Below are 18,952 nucleotides of genomic sequence, written 5' to 3'. Positions count from 1 at the left end.
ATTAAATTTTAACAACTAAACAAAAAACCACTAAACTAATTATGAGAAAAACTTTACTCAAAAAAGGTTTTACAACCTTTTTCGGGCTTATAATGGCCTCTACTTCCCTAAACTTTTTAAACGCACAGAACAATTGGCAAGGTGATATTAGTTCCGATTTTTATGATGTTAATAACTGGAGCGATAACACCATAGACTTTGCTAATGCAGGATCTCAAACCCTTGTAATTGGAGCTGGCAATCCTAATAACCCAGTTCAAATTGGTGGAAGTAATAGTATTGGAGCAAGACCAGACTATTTAAACACTATTTCTGGAGCTAATGCAACCTTTAACGGCACGCTATACCCATGGAATAGCGATATGCTCAATGGAACCATTACATTAAACACCCCTGCTTTACTTAGTATTAGAAATGTTATTTATATAGGTAAAGCAGATGAAGGAATTGTTAATATTACAGGAGGTTCATTATATAGTAGATACCAAACAATTATTGGATATAACACTGGCGGCAATGGAACCATTAATGTTTCCGGAGGAACGCTATATGTTGGCAACTATCTGGAAATAGGAACTAGCCCAGGAGGCACAAACCCTTCAGGCACCTTAAATATTTCAGGGGGAGTTGTAGATGTAACAACAGCTGTCAACATTGGCTCTAATGGTAATATTGTGATTTCCAGCATAGGCGCTTTAATCGTAACTGGCGACCATAAAATAACCCTAGAAAATTATATTTTAAACGGAAAAATATCAGCGCTCAATGGTGAAAATTTAGTAGTAAACTTTGATGGTTCGAGAACAACGGTTTCCATTGCTCAGGACCCAAATAGAATGATTGAAGAATTTGCTTCTTACATCATCCTAAAAAATGGTGTTTTAGAAGCCAAAATTGAAAAATCAACCAGTAATATTCAGTCTTTAAAAGTCAATGGTGTAGAAACCTTAGCAACTTATAATGCCTCAAACAACAGCAGAATTGGAACTTACTACGATTTTACAGGATCTTATGGTTTTGATAAAATTTCAGGAACGGTATTTTCAATTAAAGAAGAAACAGAAGATTATATCGATGTTTCCTTTAAACGAACCTACTCCGATGGAAATTTTTTAGCACCTTGTGATGCCGATATTCATTATGTACTAAAAAAGGATGACACAGGAATTTATACCTATTCCATTTTAACCCATAAAGCAGAATATCCCGCTTTCGATTTAGGCTCATGGCGACAAGTTGTTTGGATTGGTAATGATGGTACTGATTATCTTGCAGAAAAAATATACGTTACTGAACAAAAAAGTTGGGAAATGCCATCAGTTTACGACTTTAGTCAAGCTTCAGCTACAGCTATTCCTGAAATTGTTAAATTAAATACTGGCATTAGAGCAGGTAAATACGATGGTAAATACGAATATTGTGAAAATTTAATAGACATCCCAGCCTACGGACATGCTAGTGACAAAAATAGTATAGGTTCATGGGCTGTATTTGGAAGTCATGAGTTTTTTAATGCAGGCCCTACAAACCATGACTTAAATGCTGCCGCGGGAATTATTCATATCGATATGAATACCGTACACTATAACTGTCGTGGTTTTTCAATTCCACAAGGTGAAGAATGGTCTAAAATTTATGGTCCTTATCTTATTTATACTTCACAAGAATCTACTGCTGCTGCCAATTGGGAAGATGCCAAATCCAGAGCTGCACAGGACAAAGGCGAATGGCCTTTTTCCTGGCTTACCAACACTCCTGAGTACCCTTTAGCAAATGGCCGCGGAAATATTACCGGAAACTTTTCAATTACCGACTCTGAAAAACCAGATTTAGATGGCAGTAATGCATGGATAGGCGTTACCCAATTAACAGCTGCCTCAGATGGTCATTGGCAATTTGAAGATAAAAACTATCAGTATTGGGTAAAAACTGATGCTTCTGGAAATTTCGATATTAAACATGTGCGTCCTGGCACCTATACACTATTCGCTTTTAAAAATGGGGCAGTAAACGAATACCGCATGGAAAACGTAACTGTTAACGCCGGTGGTACAACAAATCTGGGTAATATTAATTGGAATATTCCACGAAACAATGGAAAACTATTATGGGAAATTGGTATTCCCAACAGAACAGCTGCAGAATATAAGTTTGGAGATTTCGACTATTGCGAAGGTTTTGTTGAAAATAAATTTGAAACCACTTTTCCTAATCCCATTGAATATAACATAGAAGATAACAATTGGGCTACAGTTTTACCGTATGTACATACCAAATACATAAAATCGGACGGTAGTCGAGATACCTGGAACTGGAATATTAACTTTAGTGTTACCGGAACCATTCCAACTACAGGTAACGCCAAACTTACAGTCGCATTTGCCAGTGTAGACCATGCGCAGTTTTGGTTATACCTAAATGGTAATAATATTTATCTTAGTTATCCGACTGTACCTTCCGGAGGTAATGCATGGATAAGACAATCCAACAGAAGTAAATACGGTATACAAACCTTTGATATTCCATATAGTAGTTTGGTACAAGGCGAAAACACATTAACATTTTTAATGCCATCTAACCAGTCGAACAGCCATATTATGTATGATTACATAAGTTTTGAAGGAAATAATATAACGGTTCAGAATTCACTACTTTCTACAGAAGAGTTTGACTCTAAAAATGGTATAAAACTATATCCAAATCCAACAAATGGGAAAGTTAACATCAAGCTTCCTAAGTCAACAGATGACATAATAATTGAATTATATACTATAAATGGAGGTTTGATCTCTAGACAAATTTATCAAAACAACCAAAACAGTTTAGAATTAGATATTTCAAACAAACCTATGGGCGTCTACTTTATAAAAATCCTTTCGGAAACTCCAACAACTTTAAAAATTGTTAAAAAGCAATAAAATATGATATTTAATAATTATCGGCGATATTAAATTTAATATCGCTGATAATTTTCTACAATAAAAAACATTTAAATTAAATAAAATCTGCAATCGATTACATAAAAATTAAAAAAAATGTATATATTGCAGTATAATCAGCTAATTAACTAAACAACATGACGACTCTTAAACATAACTCATAAAAAGAACATATTTTTAACATTTTCTGGTCAAATTACAAGAATATTCTTAAATATTATATTCATTAAACCATACACCGGTACTTCTGCAAATCAAAATCACCACACACACTATTATTTAGTGTATTTTTACCAACTCAACCAAAATAAGTGCATGAAGAAAAAGACAACCATTTACGATATTGCAAAAAGGCTCAATATCACCGCCGCTACGGTATCAAGAGCTTTAAATGGAAATTCTAAAATAAGCGAAGCAACTCGCAAATTAGTTAGCGAAACAGCAAAAGAAATGAACTACGAGCAAAACAAACTTGCTCAAGCTCTTAAAAGTGGAAAAAGCTATAATGTCGGGGTTATTGTTCCGCGTATAGACAGTAACTTTTTCGCTTCGGTTATTCGAGGTATTGAAGAAGAATTATATCCGCATGGGTACCACGTAATCATTTGTCAAACACACGATCAAAAAACTTTAGAAACCGAGAACATTAATTCTTTATTAAATGCACAGGTTGATGGTGTTTTAATGTCTATTTCGAATGCCCAAAACGGAAATGATGACAGTTTTAACGCACTTATCAAGAAAAATGTTCCGTTAATATTTTTCGATAGAAAAAAAGACATTAAAGGAATAAGTTCTGTTACTATCGATGACTTTAAAGGTGCCTACGACGCAACCAAACATTTAATCGATCAGGGCTATAAACGTATTGCACATTTATCTAACGACCGCTCTATTCTTATCTTTAAAAATCGTTATTTAGGCTATAAACAAGCCATTTTAGATAGCGGACTGGAATTTGATGAGAGTTTGGTTATCGAAACCCATAGTAAGGTTTTAGAAGGTAGAAAAACCATGAAAAAGTTATTAGAGATGAAACATCGTCCGGATGCTGTTTTCTCTTCGAGTGATTTTACGGCTTTAGGAGCCATTCAGGAAATAAAAGAGTCTGGATTGAGAATCCCTGAAGATATAAGTGTGGTAGGATTTAGTAACGAGCCTTTCACGCGCTTTATGGAATTATCAATTACTTCGGTTGACCAATCGCCTATTGAAATGGGGAAATTAGCTGCTCAGGTATTTCTGGAGGAAGTTAATAATGACAAACGCGTAAAATCTGAAAAACAAGTCGTTTTAACACCAGAACTTATCATTAGAAAGTCATCTCTTAGAACACCTATTACCGATAAAGTCTAACGCCAATTTTAAAATAATAAAAAAGCCAAGAATTAACATCTTGGCTTTTTTTTTTATATATTCATAGGATATACTGATTATAACGACACCCCCCTACGCCATGGAATAAAATCGTTTTGATTTAATAACTTGGCTTTGGTTTGAATTCTTCCACTTGCAACTTCAATAATGAATTCCAGCATGTCTTCGGCCATTTCTTCAATGGTTTTCTCTCCACGGATTACCGCACCGGTTTCAATATCAATAATATCCGGCATTTTTGCCATTAACTCGGTATTAGACGATACTTTAATGATAGGCGCAATCGGGTTACCTGTCGGAGTTCCTAATCCTGTTGTGAATAACACGACGTTTGCTCCTGAGCCCACTAGACCAGTTGTACTCTCAACATCATTACCAGGCGTACATAGTAAGTTTAAGCCAGGTTTTGTAATATATTCACCGTAATCTAAAACATCTTTTACAGGCGATGTACCTCCTTTTTTAGCTGCACCGGCTGATTTCATGGCGTCTGTAATTAAACCGTCTTTAATGTTACCTGGAGACGGATTCATATCGAAACCAGAACCAGCATCAACTACCGATTTCTCGTAAGCTTTCATTAAGTCTAGGAACTTTTCTCCATCGGCGTCATCAACACAACGGTTAACTAACTCCTGCTCTACTCCACATAATTCAGGGAATTCGGCCAAAATAGCAGTTCCGTTAAGAGCTACTAATAAATCTGAAACCGCTCCTAAAGTCGGGTTTGCAGAAATACCTGAAAATCCATCTGAACCACCGCACTCTAAACCAACTCTTAGTTTTGATAATGGAGCCGGTTTACGTTCTGCTTTGTTCGCTTCTTTGATAGCCTCAAAAGAATCTTTAACAATGGCTGTTAACATCTCATCTACCGTACCCATTTGTTGCTGTTCGTAAATTAAAACAGGCTTATTTAAGTCCGGATTAATATTATGCAACGCTTCTTTAAATACACTAATTTGAAGATTCTGACACCCTAAACTCAGTACCGTACAACCAGCAACGTTAGGATTATTAACATACCCTGCTAATAACTTCGCTAAACTTTCTGAATCCTGACGAATACCACCACAACCTCCCGGGTGCGTGATAAATTTCACATCGATATTATCAAAAAAATCAGCTGTTTGTTCTACAACTTCGGTTTCATTTTGCCCACTAACCAAGGAACGTAATAACATTTGGTGCGGATTCACCTTTTGTTTTAATAACTCTCGCTCGAAAATATCTTTTAAAATTTCGATATTACGGTTTTCACAAAATACTAACGGGAAAAACAACCATACGTTTTCGGTACCAACCTGACCGTCTGGTCTGTGGTATCCCATAAAGGTTTTATCTTTCCATTTATCTACGTTTGGTGCAGTCCACTGTACGGTTTCAGTTCTTCCAGAAACCTTTTCACTTTGGTGTTTTACGTTTTCGGTCGTTAATACATCTCCCTTTTCAATGGTTCCGTTTGCCGAGCCAACTAAAACACTGTACATGATAATACGATCACCATCTTCAAATTTTTGTAAGGCGATTTTATGCTTTGATTTAGTGTCTGAAAGCACTTTAATATCCTCACCTTCAAAAGAAATAACTTCTCCTGCCTTTAAATCCACCAACGCCACAGCAACGTTATCCGGAGCATTTACTTTTATGATTTTCTTTTGCATGTTAATTTGTTTTAAGTTGTATGTAATACTTAAAGTTTAGCGCTGTAATTCGCGTAACCCACTTCAATACCATTTACTTCAATCTCTTCAAGAGCCAAAGCAACTGCATCTGTTAAATTCTCAACTTGTGTTAAATCAGTTCCCCAATACTCTACCACAGATAACGCTTGTTGAGCAATTTCTGAGTAATCGTTGGACTTCCATATCTCAGCAAATTTAGCTACGATTTCGGCGCTATCCTGAACTGGTAATTCCTCTCCATTCCAAGTACCTTTATAGAAACGGATTAAAGCTGCAAATGCAAAGGTTAAGTTTGTTGGCACTTTACCATGAACCTCAGCATAGCCTAGTAAACTTGGTAATACACGTACTGTAAATTTAGAAATTGAATTTAAAGCAATGCTAGATAAGTTGTGGATAATGAATGGGTTTCTGAAACGATCGAAGATCTCTTCTGCGAAACTATTTAACTCATCGCGGTCCATTTCTAAGGTGTCGATAATTTCGTTGAATACCGCTTTATTAATGAACTCGCCTGTAAAGTCGTTGTCTACAGATTGTTTTACTGTTCTGTTTCCGTAAAGGTAAGAGAACGGTACCATTGCGGTATGCGCCCCATTTAAGATACGCACTTTACGGGTGCGGTAAGGTTGCATATCATCAACAATCTTAACATCCAATTTTGTTTTATGAAACGGTAATTTCGCTTTTAAGTCTTCGCCTCCTTCAATAACCCATAATAAGAACACCTCTGCGGCAACAATTAAATTATCTGAATAATCTAACTGTGCGTTATACGCCTCGATTTCATCTTTTGGATATCCTGGCACAATTCTATCTACTAATGTACTATGGAAGGCATTGTGCTCTAAAATCCAGTTTTTAAAGTCATCTCCTAAATTCCAATCGATTACATACTTTAATATAATTTCTTTTAAGGTTTCTGAATTATGATTAATTAACTCACAAGGGATGATAGTTAATCCTTTACCAGCATCACCATTAAAGTGTTTAAATCTTTCGTATAAAAGCACTGTTAACTTCGCAGGGAAAGAGCTTGGTGGCTGCATATTTGCAGTGTCACTTTCAACATAGGCAATCCCAGCTTCTGTGGTATTAGATATGATGAACTCTAAGGTTTCCTCTTTTGCTAAGCTTAAATACTCTGCAAAATTCGCATAAGGATCCACGCCTTTTACGATATTATCGATTAATTCAACTTCCTGAATTTCTTCACCTTTTTTAATACCTTTCATAAAAAGTGTATATAAACCATCCTGATCGTTTAGCATGTTTACTAAACCTCTATCAATAGGTTGTACTACGGCAATTCCGGCATTAAAATCTGCTTCTTTATTTAACTCTTGGATGGCGTAACCAATGAAAGCTCTTAAAAAGTTTCCTTCACCAAATTGTACAATTTTAATTGGACGTTTCGCTTCTAATCCAACATTTGCTCTATTTAATTTTTTCATTATAACTTATAATTAAACACTTTTTACTCTATTAATCCGAATACTCTAGGCAACCATAAACTTAGCTCAGCAAAATACGTTACTAAGAACAGCGCTACCACCATAGCCAAGAATAATGGCACTAATGGTTTTATAACTTTTTCTATTGATGTTTTGGCAACGCCAACACCAACGAATAATACCGATCCTACCGGCGGTGTACACAGGCCGATACATAGATTTAATACCATGATGATACCGAAATGAATTGGGTTCATTCCCAACTCAGTAACAACCGGTAAAAATATTGGGGTAAAAATTAACACAGCTGGCGTCATATCCATAAAAATACCAACGAACAATAACAGCAGGTTAATAATTAATAAGATAACAATTTTGTTTTCACTAATACCTAATAATACTTCACTGATGCTTTGTGGAATGTTTTCGTAGGACATCACCCAAGACATACTCATCGATGCACCAATTAACAACATTACAATCGCTGTTGTTGCCGAAGAATCTAACAAGATTTGAGGTAAAGATTTAAACGTGATCTCTTTATACACAAACCCTAAAACTAAGGTATATAATACGGCTATGGCTGAAGCTTCGGTTGCAGTAAAGATTCCTGAAACAATACCCCCGATTACTACTACTAACAAGAATAAACTTGGTACCGCATCGATAAAGGTTTTAATAACATCTTTAAGTTTACTGCGCTCTCCTAATTTGTATTTTTTCTTCTTTGCCCAGAACATCGCCACTAACATCAATAACAATCCGGTTAAAATACCCGGAATGTAACCTGCCAAGAATAAAGCAGCAATAGATACCCCTCCACTGGCTAATGAATATACGATAAGTACGTTACTAGGCGGAATAACTAAACCGATGGTTGAAGATGTAATATTTACAGCCGCTCCAAACTCTTTTGAATAGCCTTCTTTTTCCATTTCTGGTCCTAAGATACTTCCCATCGCTGAAGCCGATGCCATTGCCGATCCTGCAATCGCACCCATTAACATCGCTCCGATCACATTGATTAAGGCTAAACCTCCAGGAAGCGATCCTACTAATGTTTTCGCAAAGGCAATGAGTCTGTGTGCGATACCTCCCTTATTCATAAGCTGCCCGGAGAGGACGAAAAAAGGTATGGCGAGTAAAGCGAAACTATCGAGTCCTGTTCCCATACGTTGGGCAACCGTTGTAAATGCTGCTAAAGGTGAAATACTAACTAACATGGTTAATACCGCCGAAATGGCAATACTCCATGCAACCGGGGTGCCTATTCCTAATAAAAATAAGAAACTAATAACTAATACAAGGATTGGTATATACTCCATAATAATTTATTTTTTTAAAAAATCTGAGGTTTTGTAATAGATGATTAAAATGCCACTAATAGGAATAACCAAATACACCAGTGCCATTGGAATTTGAAGTGCTGCTGATGTTTGTCCTAATAGATAACTGATATATACCAACCTAAATCCACCGACTACTAATGCTAAAAATGAAAAGATGATGATGATAACGTACACTAACTTTAAAATTTTCCTTTGTGTAGGCCCACTAGCTCTCGAGGGCAATACATCAATTGCGACGTGCATGTTACGTCCAGATACATAAGCTGCACCTAAAACACCTATCCAAATCATTAAATATCTCGCTAACTCGTCGGTAAAGGAACTTGGCGTTCCCATGATAAACCTTGTAAAGACCTGCCATAGTACGTTAACGACCATGACCGCCATAATAATCACAAGGAGCTGCCCAAGTATTTTATCTATTTTTTCTCGAAATTTCATGTAATGTAATTTAATGGTATTAAAGAAGATTGCCCCACTTACGCCGAACAAAACTCCTCTTAATTATTTTAGTTGTTGGATGTCTTCAATAAGTTTACTCACAACGGCATCACTTTTATAACCGTCGTAAACAGTTTTCACCTTCTCCTGGAATAAAGTTTTATCTGGTCTAATGACTTCAACACCTGCTTTTTGAACTTCATTTAAAGCTTCCTCTTCGGCATCTGCCCATAACTTTCTTTGATAAGCTACGGATTTATCAACCGATGCCTGCAACCATTCCTGTTCTTGTTTAGATAGCTTATTCCAGGTACTGGTTCCAATGACTAAAACATCAGGTAAAACAGTGTGCTCGTCTAAAGTATAATATTTACAAACCTCATAATGACGTGATAAATAGAAACTCGGCGGATTGTTTTCTGCGCCATCAACAACACCTTGCTGTAACGATGTGTATAACTCTCCCCATGAAATTGGTGTTGGCGAACCGCCTAAGGCTTTAACCATTTCGATAGCCGTTACACTTTCCATAACACGAAGTTTCAAACCTTTTAAATCTTCTGGAGTGTTCACTGGTCTATCTTTAGTATAAAAACTACGGCTTCCAGCATCGTAATACGCCAATCCTTTTAACCAGTACTTTTCTCCATCATCAAGAATTTCTTTTCCGATGTCACTATCTAGAACATGAAACGCGTGTTCTCGGTCTCTAAACAAGAAAGGTATACCAAAAACCTTCATCTTAGGTGCAAAATTTTCCATGACACCAACCGATACTTTGGTCATATCTAAACTTCCTATTTGTAAAAGCTCTAAGTTTTCGCGCTCTGTACCTAATTGCTGACTTGGGTAAATTTCGAGTTTCATTTTTCCGCCCGAACGTTTTTCTAAATCTTTACCCATTTCAACCATCGCTTGATGCACCGAATGTTTGGTGTCCAGACCATGCGCAATTTTTATGGTTCTTGTGTGACTTATTTCGCCGCAGCCTGCCAGCAAAACAACTAGCAATAGCGAAACAATCTTTAGGTTTCTTATCATCTTATTTTTTATATATTGAGTTTAGTGGTAACATGCTCTTCTTAGAACGACCGCAGCCTTCTAACTTCATTTTAAAAACAAATCTATTAACCCTAAAACAGGGTTAACAGATTTGCTGCTTAAGTTTTAAATTAAAACTTAAAATATTCTTTAGCGTTGAAATAACTAATATCCGCAACCATTTTACCAATCCATTCCATATCGTTTGGTAATTCACCACGTTGTATTTCATCACCTAAAAGATTACATAAAATACGTCTGAAATATTCGTGTCTTGGGAATGACAAGAAACTTCTGGAGTCTGTTAGCATTCCAACAAAACAACTAATTAATCCCATGTTAGACAACGCATTTAACTGTTTGGTCATCCCGTCTTTCTGGTCTAAAAACCACCATCCGGATCCAAACTGTACTTTACCTTTTACGCTACCGTCGTTGAAGTTACCAATCATGGTTGCCATAACTTCGTTATCTGCAGGGTTTAAGTTATATATAATCGTTTTAGTTAATTTATCTTTACTATCTAATGCATTTAAAAATGCAGATAATTTTTGTGCCTGTGGATAATCGCCAATAGAATCCCAACCCGTATCCGGACCTAAAATGCGGTGCATACGCGCGTTGTTATTTCTCAAGGCCCCTAAGTGAAATTGTTGCACCCATCCGAATTCGTGATAGGTTTCACATAAGTACACTAACACAGCACTTTGGAATTTTAACGCTTCTTCGTTAGACACATGTTTGCCTTCACGCTTTTTAGCGAAAATGGCTTTAACTTCACTTTCGGTATAATTCTCAAAATAAATTTGATCTAATCCGTGGTCACATAAGGTACAACCATTGGCATTGAAATACTCGATGCGCTTTCTTAAAGCTCCAAGTAAATCTTCATACGAATTGATTTCAACTTCAGCAGATGCTCCTAAAGCATTTACGTATTCATTATAACCGTTAGCATTGATTAAAATCGCTTTATCAGGACGGAATGAGGTACTAACCTTCACGTTGTAATCAGACTTTGCTAAAGCTTGGTGATGCTCTAAAGTATCTGTAGGATCTTCGGTAGTACAAACCACTTCAGCATTTACTTTGTTCAATAACTGTCGGCAGCTATAGGCTCCAGAGGTTAACTGCTCCTGAGTTTGTTCCCAGATGTTTTCAGCTGTTTTCTCACTTAATAAATCTGTTATTCCGAAGTATCTTGTCAACTCTAAATGTGTCCAGTGGTACAACGGATTACGCATAGTATATGGTACAGTTTTAGCCCAGTTAAAAAACTTATCTTTATCGGAACCATCACCGGTAATAAACTTCTCGTTTACTCCTAAAGTACGCATCGCTCTCCACTTATAGTGATCACCGTTAATCCAAACATTTGTAATATTACCAAATGTTTTATCTTCAGCAATTTGTTGTGGAGGCAAGTGATTATGGTAATCTATAATAGGCTGATTTTTTGAATAGGTATGATATAATTCCTCAGCGTATTTATTCTCTAAAAGAAAATTGTCGTGAATAAAATTTGTACTCATTTTATACTTGTAAAATATTAATCTTCATTTGCTGGTTTACCAATAGTCGCCAAAATACCACCATCGACATAAACCACTTGTCCGTTTACAAAATCACTGGCTTTAGATGCTAAGAAGATGGCTGCTCCTGCTAAATCTTCAGGATCTCCCCAACGCGCAGCAGGTGTTCTGTTTATAATAAATTCGTTAAATGGATGACCATCCACACGGATAGGCGCTGTTTGACTGGTTGCAAAATACCCCGGCCCAATACCATTAACTTGTATATTGTGCTTAGCCCACTCGGTTGCCAAGTTCTGGGTTAACATTTTTAATCCGCCTTTCGCAGCAGCGTAAGCCGAAACACTATTTCGACCAAGCTCACTCATCATTGAACAGATGTTTATAATCTTTCCTTCTTTACGTGCAATCATTTGTTTAGCAACCAACTGAGACATAATGAAGGGACCAACTAAATCGACATCAATAACACGTCTGAAATCGTCAACCGGCATGGTAATCGCCAATTCTCTTTTAATGATTCCGGCATTGTTAACTAAAATATGAATATCTCCAAGTTCGTTAGCAATAATATCCATATGCTTTTTAGCATCTTCTTCATTGGTAACATCAAATAAATATCCTGTAGCAGTAAACCCTTGCTCTCTGTAATACTTAAGAGCTTCTTCCATTTTTGAAGGTGTGGTACCAGTGATAACAAGTTCTGCACCCGCACCTGCAAGTCCTTCTGCCATAGCCATTCCTAAACCGTGAGTCCCTCCTGTAATAAGTGCTCTTTTTCCTTTTAAGCTGAATAAATTCATTGTCTTTTTTTAATTTGTTTTTATTAGTAAAATACTTATAAAAGTAAATTTTAATACTCTAAAAAACAAAGCCTTTAAGTATAGTTAAACGTTTAAGCGAAATACTCTAAAGTAATCGATTACGCAAAAATAATTAATTTGGAGCTTTCTCAACAGCCAAATTAACATTATCACTAAAAAAAAGCATTATTTTCAAAGATTAGCTTGTAAATATATAAATAATTAAGTGATTTGTTAATCTCATCATATAAATTGTAAATTGGGCTCTAAAAATACCAAAGTTCAATACACAAAACTCAACACATCAGCATAATTAACACAGATCTAAACACCTACTAGATACCATACCGATTCTCACTTAATCTCAATAAAAAAAGGTTGTCGATAAAACCAATTATTTTGATTTTGATTAGACAACCTTTCAAAGATATTAAAAGCCTTTTACTTTCTTTTATAAGTTTGACTTTTACTCGATTTTATAACTATTAATTCCAAGTAAATCCCAACCTTTTTTAATTTCAGCTAATGCTAACTTAAAACTTTCAAAGTCCTTATTCTCTAGGGTTGTCCAGCCAACCTCGGCATATGCCGCAATTCTAGGAAAGGTTTGAAATTCCACATCTTTGTTGGTTGGTGTCCACTCGCTCCACATTTGACAACCTAATCCGTAAACATTTTTATGATACTTTTCATCCAACCCGTCAGGAATCGGATTGAAACGATAAGCCTTCTCTAGGGGGGTTCCTTTGTACTTGTAATCTAAATAGGTAAATTTATGCCAAGAATTAACAATTCCATACCCTTTACTTGCTGCCTCGGTTAAAAGATTTATATCTCCTTTCCAGAAATGTACAATAACATTTTTTGCCAATTCGGTTTCTGCTTCCTCATCATCCTTTTTTTCTTCGAAATCAAAGTGAAGCTTTTTACCCATAATTTCATTCCAACCCATCATTCTTCTTCCATGATCCTGCATGAATAATGATATTTTATTTACAAAATCGATTTGCAAATCAGCTGGTGTTTTTATACCATGTTCAGCCATATATTTTTGAACTCTAGGAGACTTTTCCCAAACCTCATAAGGTACTTCATCACCTCCAATATGAATCACATCTGATGGAAATAGATCAAATAATTCTAACAAAACATCTTTAACAAACTGAATGGTCTCAGGCTTAGTAACATCGTAATTATCATAATGACGCCCAAATTTAACTGGAACATCAATATCTATATCCGCAGTTCCTAGCCATGTATAAGCTGCAATAGCTGCACTACTATGTCCAGGCATTTCAAATTCTGGAACGATTTTGATATTTCTTTCTGCCGCATAAGCTACAATATCCTTTATTTGCTCCTGCGTGTAAAACCCCCCATGAGGTTCGCCCGAGGTTTTACCGCTTTTCCATGTTCCTATTTCGCTATCGGTTCTAAATGCTCCCACCTCGGTTAACAAAGGATATTTTTTTATTTCAATGCGCCAGCCAGCATCATCTACTAAATGCCAGTGAAATACATTCATTTTTAAAGCTGCCATTTGATCTAGCATCTGTTTCACAAAATCTTCTCCATGAAAGTAACGGGCTTCATCTAACATATAGGCGCGCCATTTAAAACGAGGTGCATCATTAATTTCTATAGAAGGAACCAACCATTTTGATTGATTTTGATTAACATTATTATCTTCTGATAACAATTGATTTAAAGTCTGAACCGCGTAAAATGCACCCGCTCGACTATTCGATTTAATAGTAATATTATCCGGAGTGACTAATAATGTATAAGCCTCATCTTCTAGAGTTTCATCGGTTTTAAATTGAATATCCGCTCGTCCACTTTCAACTAAGCTTAATTGATTTCCTGTTTTTGCTTCTAATAGTTTAACTAAATAGCTAGCTGTTTGTTTTTGATCTTCATTTTCAAAAGAAATGTGTTTGCCATTTTTAACTAAAAATGAAGCCTCTCCTAAAGTGATCTCTTCAGGCTTAGGCAATAATTTTATTTCAGAAGCTGTAAAGGTTTTATTTGCTACAGAACAACTGAAAAATGGAATAAAAAGTAAACAAAATAAATAACGCATTGATTATCAGTTTTAAATGTTTTAATAATGTGTTCGAGCACAAACTTAACTAAAATATACAAATGTTTATAAATTTCTACAAGAAAACTTAGGATTAATAAATTCTAAAAAAATAAAGACTAAAAATTGAATTTAAAAACTTATTAAATCAAAAACAAAAGGATATAAAAATAAAAAAGCTCCTCAAGAATTTGAGAAGCTTACCCTTTGTTGTGCGGGCGGGGAGACTCGAACTCCCACACCTCGCGGCACTAGATCCTAAGTTTAGTCTACTCATTTTTAAAATCTTAAATTATTGATTATCAATTAGTTATAAATAAAAAAATTGTCTAAAAACACCTATTTATACCGTATTTCATACCGTTTCAATACTTATTTAAAATACTGATTTTCAGACATTTAAGTATTGTAAAAATAACAAAATCACATTAAAAAAACGTAGTTTTTCATGAAAAACAGCTAAAAGTAGCATTTTACTTTAATAATTTTTCTACAATTTCACTTTTTGATTTATTCAATTTTAAAAGTGGCTTTAATGATTTATCTACATAGTTATCTGAAAGCAAATTACTATTCCCTGAAGAAGTATAATAAACTGGCGTACGCACCCCTCTTGGATAATACTTACCATCCTGAACGTGTTTTATAGACCTTGTATCTTCACTACAAATAACCCTACATTTTGTTGCGATTACGATTGCTGGTAAATGAGGGTCGTCAAAATCATTATCCTCTCGCAAAGCTTCAATTTTTTCCTGTAAAGCATCAATGCTAGCTGAATCTCCTACGTAAACCTTACCTACATCTTTTAACATTCTTATTATCGGTAAATAAGCATGTAACTTTTTTAACTCACCCATATATTTACTTCCACCATAAACCATTAATCCTTTTCCTTTGATTATCCAGTCTTTTACAGGTTTAAATTCTTGATGATTTAATGATTTTCTAGAAAAAACATTAGGGATGCAATTAACATCTACTATTACTGCCATGAATTAAATTAAATTTCTAACAACTTAAGTTCCTCATCTATAAAAAAGTCTCTGTAGCTAGCAGGAACGTCACTAGCATAACTTCCATCATTATTGATTTCAATAACAGTAATACAATTACCATCCATTTTTCTTTCAAAAAAGAGAACTTTCGATTTAAAATCAACATTAGACTTACTAGAATGTAGTTTATACCTTAAACGATTTATTGTAAAATCACTGTGGGTTTCAATAATAAATTTATTTCGATCATTTTTTACTGCGTTAAATAAAAAACTACCAAACGCAGACTGAGCTTTAGGGTGAAGATGAACTTCTGGTTGCTGAATTGAAAAGCAAGTACCTTTTGAAGATAAAATTTCTATAATCAATGGTAAAGATTGAGAAACTCCATAACCTACATTTGGAAGCTTAATTTCTAAATCTTTATATTTAACAATAATCTCAAAGGGCGAGCTATTTTTTTTACCCAATTCTCTAATCTCTATTTTATCAAATAGATTACTCCCCTTACCAAATTGTTCCAAGGCGTTAATAATTCTATTCTTTTCTTTAGTAGATTTACTAGCTAAAATTTGTCGAAGTATAGAAGGAATATGATCACCTTCTGGTGAAAACTTTATTTTATATGATTCGTAAGTTCGTTTAGCTTTAGCTCTTATAGGCGCTAACCATTTGTAATTTTTATAAAGCATTGAATTACTAATACCTCTTCTTTTCACAACTCCATCACTTGATTCAGAAAGTTCATTTCCAAGAAAATGACGCAACAAATAAACCGGCATATTTAAGGTAGAGAAAACTAAAACTTTATAAGCCTTAGGAAAATCAAAATCATTAACCCAATCTTCATATTGAATATTATTTTGAGGTTTGATTCGATAACTAATTTGTTTTCTAGTAAATTTTACTAGTACATCAAATTTATCAATATTCAACTTAACTAATTTTAGTACTGGAACCGATTTCAATTCTTGAAACTCAAAAAGTATTCTAAAATTAGCCTTTTCATTATCATCAAGGAAATCTTCTTCCTTTTCTATTCCTAATCTAAAAAACTTTTCCTCTGACCTTTTATCAATTATTTCTTCAAAATACCCTAATTCAACTTCATTATTATTGAACTCATAATCATACCAAAATTCAGGACTGGACAATAAATTTACTATCTTAAGAAATGAAGTCTTTCCTGTGCTATTTTCTCCAACAAGAAAATTAATATCATCCAAACTAATTATTTGGTGTTTGAACCCTTTATAATTCTTTAAAAATATTTTTTCCATTTGCAGTCTTACAGAATGTAGTTTAAAAAATAAATCAATAGAAAACTGATTCACTGAACCAAATATAAGATAATTCTTAAACTACCGCTTAATTTTCATAAAAAGTGAGTCACTAGACAAAAAATCTAGTTACGCAACACAAAAATCTAGCGTATTTATTAAAAATTGAACTTTTTTGAAAAAATAAGAATTTTAAACTTTTGATTACCAGTATTTTAGCACAAATCTTAAAGTTGAGTTATACCGTTTTATGCGCCTAAACAGATAAATTTTAGTGAATTTTAAGCAAAAAAAAACCGACTTAAAAGTCGGCTATCCCTTTAATACTGTGGGTTGTGCGGGCGGGGAGACTCGAACTCCCACACATTGCTGCACTAGATCCTAAGTCTAGCGTGTCTACCAATTCCACCACGCCCGCAAAGAGGTTGCAAATATAAACAAGATTTTGAAATTGCAAACACCTATCTCAAAAAAAAACATTCTTTTTTTTATACTTTTGTATCAAAATTTGCATAACTCAATGAAAAACACCACGTCTTACATAGAAAAAAATAAAGACAGATTTTTATCTGAACTTATAGAACTATTAAAAATCCCATCCATTAGTGCCGATTCAGCCTATAAAAATGAGGTTTTGAAAACTGCTGAAGCTGTAAAAGATAGCCTTGAAAAAGCAGGTTGCGATACTGTTGAAATTTGCCCAACGGCAGGATATCCTATTGTATATGGTGAAAAAATAATAGATAAAAATCTACCTACCGTTTTAGTTTACGGACATTACGATGTACAACCAGCTGATCCTCTAGAATTATGGGACTCTGCGCCTTTTGAGCCAGTTATTAAAACCACTGAACTACACCCTGAAGGTGCTATTTTTGCTCGTGGTGCCTGTGACGATAAAGGACAAATGTACATGCACGTAAAGGCTTTAGAGTTTATGACCTCTACCGACCAATTACCGTGTAATGTGAAATTCATGATTGAAGGCGAAGAAGAAGTTGGAAGTGTTAACTTATCAACATTCGTAAAAGAAAACCGTGAAAAACTAAGCAACGACGTGATTCTTATTTCAGACACTGGAATGATTGCTAAAGATACGCCATCTATAACTACAGGTTTACGCGGATTAAGCTACGTAGAAGTGGAAGTAACCGGTCCTAACCGCGATTTACATTCAGGGTTATATGGTGGTGCTGTTGCTAACCCAATTAATGTATTAACCAAAATGATTGCTTCGCTTCACGACGAAAACAATCATATTACCATTCCTGGATTTTATGATAAGGTTGAAGAACTTTCTCAGGAAGAACGTGCCGAGATGGCAAAAGCGCCTTTTAGCTTAGACGACTACAAACAAGCATTAGATATTGACGATGTTTATGGTGAAGCAGGTTACACCACTAACGAGCGTAACTCCATCCGTCCAACCTTAGACGTTAATGGTATTTGGGGTGGATATACCGGAGAAGGTGCCAAAACGGTAATTGCCAGTAAAGCTTACGCTAAAATATCTATGCGTTTAGTACCAGGACAAGAATGGGAAGAAATCACAGAATTGTTCAAAAAACATTTCGAAAATATTGCTCCTAAATCTGTAAAGGTAAAAGTAAAACCACATCACGGAGGTCAGGGTTATGTGACCCCAACTGACAATATTGGTTACCAGGCAGCTGCAAAAGCATATACAGATACCTTTGGAAAAGCTCCAATTCCGCAACGTGGTGGAGGAAGTATTCCAATTGTAGCTCTTTTCGAAAAAGAATTAGACAGTAAAATCATACTAATGGGCTTCGGCTTAGATAGCGATGCCATCCACTCGCCTAACGAGCATTTCGGTGTGTTTAATTACCTTAAAGGCATTGAAACCATTCCATTATTCTATAAATATTTCACAGAATTATCTAAATAATATTTAGGGTGTTTCCCTGCGGTGTTTTTAATAAAACGCCACAGGGTCGCGCTTTACTCAC

The 18,952-nt window shown here is 35.1% G+C and carries 13 protein-coding genes and 1 tRNA gene; 3 read left to right on the top strand and 11 right to left on the bottom strand.

Features of this window, described 5'->3' with window-relative positions; genetic code table 11:
- Positions 1-41 precede the first annotated feature (41 nt).
- Both ICJ84_RS01835 and ICJ84_RS01830 read left to right on the top strand, forming a co-directional pair.
- On the top strand, positions 42-2,918 hold the full coding sequence (locus ICJ84_RS01835) for a polysaccharide lyase family protein (protein ID WP_188214655.1): 2,877 nt from the start codon (positions 42-44) through the stop codon (positions 2,916-2,918).
- 336 nt (positions 2,919-3,254) lie between these two features.
- Positions 3,255-4,295, top strand: coding sequence for a LacI family DNA-binding transcriptional regulator (locus ICJ84_RS01830; protein WP_188214654.1), 1,041 nt, complete (start codon positions 3,255-3,257; stop codon positions 4,293-4,295).
- Positions 4,296-4,372: 77 nt separating this feature from the next.
- On the opposite strand, the gene ICJ84_RS01825 is transcribed toward ICJ84_RS01830, so the two are convergent.
- From ICJ84_RS01825 to ICJ84_RS01775, 11 genes are all read right to left on the bottom strand, one after another.
- On the bottom strand, positions 4,373-5,980 hold the full coding sequence (locus tag ICJ84_RS01825) for a UxaA family hydrolase (protein WP_188214653.1): 1,608 nt from the start codon (positions 5,978-5,980) through the stop codon (positions 4,373-4,375).
- A 29-nt stretch (positions 5,981-6,009) separates the two neighbouring features.
- Positions 6,010-7,455: a tagaturonate reductase gene (locus tag ICJ84_RS01820; RefSeq protein ID WP_188214652.1), complete on the bottom strand. Its 1,446-nt coding sequence runs from the start codon at positions 7,453-7,455 to the stop codon at positions 6,010-6,012.
- Between the two features lie 23 nt (positions 7,456-7,478).
- On the bottom strand, positions 7,479-8,780 hold the full coding sequence (locus tag ICJ84_RS01815) for a TRAP transporter large permease (protein WP_188214651.1): 1,302 nt from the start codon (positions 8,778-8,780) through the stop codon (positions 7,479-7,481).
- Between the two features lie 6 nt (positions 8,781-8,786).
- On the bottom strand, positions 8,787-9,245 hold the full coding sequence (locus ICJ84_RS01810) for a TRAP transporter small permease (protein WP_188214650.1): 459 nt from the start codon (positions 9,243-9,245) through the stop codon (positions 8,787-8,789).
- A 63-nt stretch (positions 9,246-9,308) separates the two neighbouring features.
- Entirely contained in the window at positions 9,309-10,286 is a 978-nt protein-coding gene (locus ICJ84_RS01805) for a TRAP transporter substrate-binding protein (RefSeq protein WP_188214649.1), read from the bottom strand.
- 131 nt (positions 10,287-10,417) lie between these two features.
- Positions 10,418-11,818 carry a glucuronate isomerase gene (gene uxaC / locus ICJ84_RS01800; protein WP_188214648.1) on the bottom strand — a complete coding sequence of 467 codons (1,401 nt, stop codon included), beginning with the start codon at positions 11,816-11,818 and terminating at the stop codon, positions 10,418-10,420.
- Between the two features lie 17 nt (positions 11,819-11,835).
- Positions 11,836-12,621, bottom strand: coding sequence for a gluconate 5-dehydrogenase (locus ICJ84_RS01795; RefSeq protein WP_188214647.1), 786 nt, complete (start codon positions 12,619-12,621; stop codon positions 11,836-11,838).
- A 466-nt stretch (positions 12,622-13,087) separates the two neighbouring features.
- Positions 13,088-14,704: a beta-N-acetylhexosaminidase gene (locus tag ICJ84_RS01790; RefSeq protein WP_188214646.1), complete on the bottom strand. Its 1,617-nt coding sequence runs from the start codon at positions 14,702-14,704 to the stop codon at positions 13,088-13,090.
- 473 nt (positions 14,705-15,177) lie between these two features.
- Entirely contained in the window at positions 15,178-15,699 is a 522-nt protein-coding gene (locus tag ICJ84_RS01785) for a hypothetical protein (RefSeq protein WP_188214645.1), read from the bottom strand.
- 8 nt (positions 15,700-15,707) lie between these two features.
- Positions 15,708-16,982, bottom strand: coding sequence for an AAA family ATPase (locus ICJ84_RS01780; protein WP_188214644.1), 1,275 nt, complete (start codon positions 16,980-16,982; stop codon positions 15,708-15,710).
- Positions 16,983-17,318: 336 nt separating this feature from the next.
- A tRNA-Leu gene (locus tag ICJ84_RS01775) sits at positions 17,319-17,400 on the bottom strand.
- Between the two features lie 102 nt (positions 17,401-17,502).
- Here ICJ84_RS01775 and ICJ84_RS01770 point away from each other — a divergent pair.
- Positions 17,503-18,891: a dipeptidase gene (locus ICJ84_RS01770; protein WP_188214643.1), complete on the top strand. Its 1,389-nt coding sequence runs from the start codon at positions 17,503-17,505 to the stop codon at positions 18,889-18,891.
- The last annotated feature ends 61 nt before the right edge of the window (positions 18,892-18,952 follow it).

Source organism: Aestuariibaculum suncheonense (assembly GCF_014596935.1).
Lineage (GTDB): Bacteria > Bacteroidota > Bacteroidia > Flavobacteriales > Flavobacteriaceae > Aestuariibaculum > Aestuariibaculum suncheonense.
Note: the sequence above shows the minus strand (reverse complement) of the source record. Positions and strands in the feature narration are given on the sequence as shown.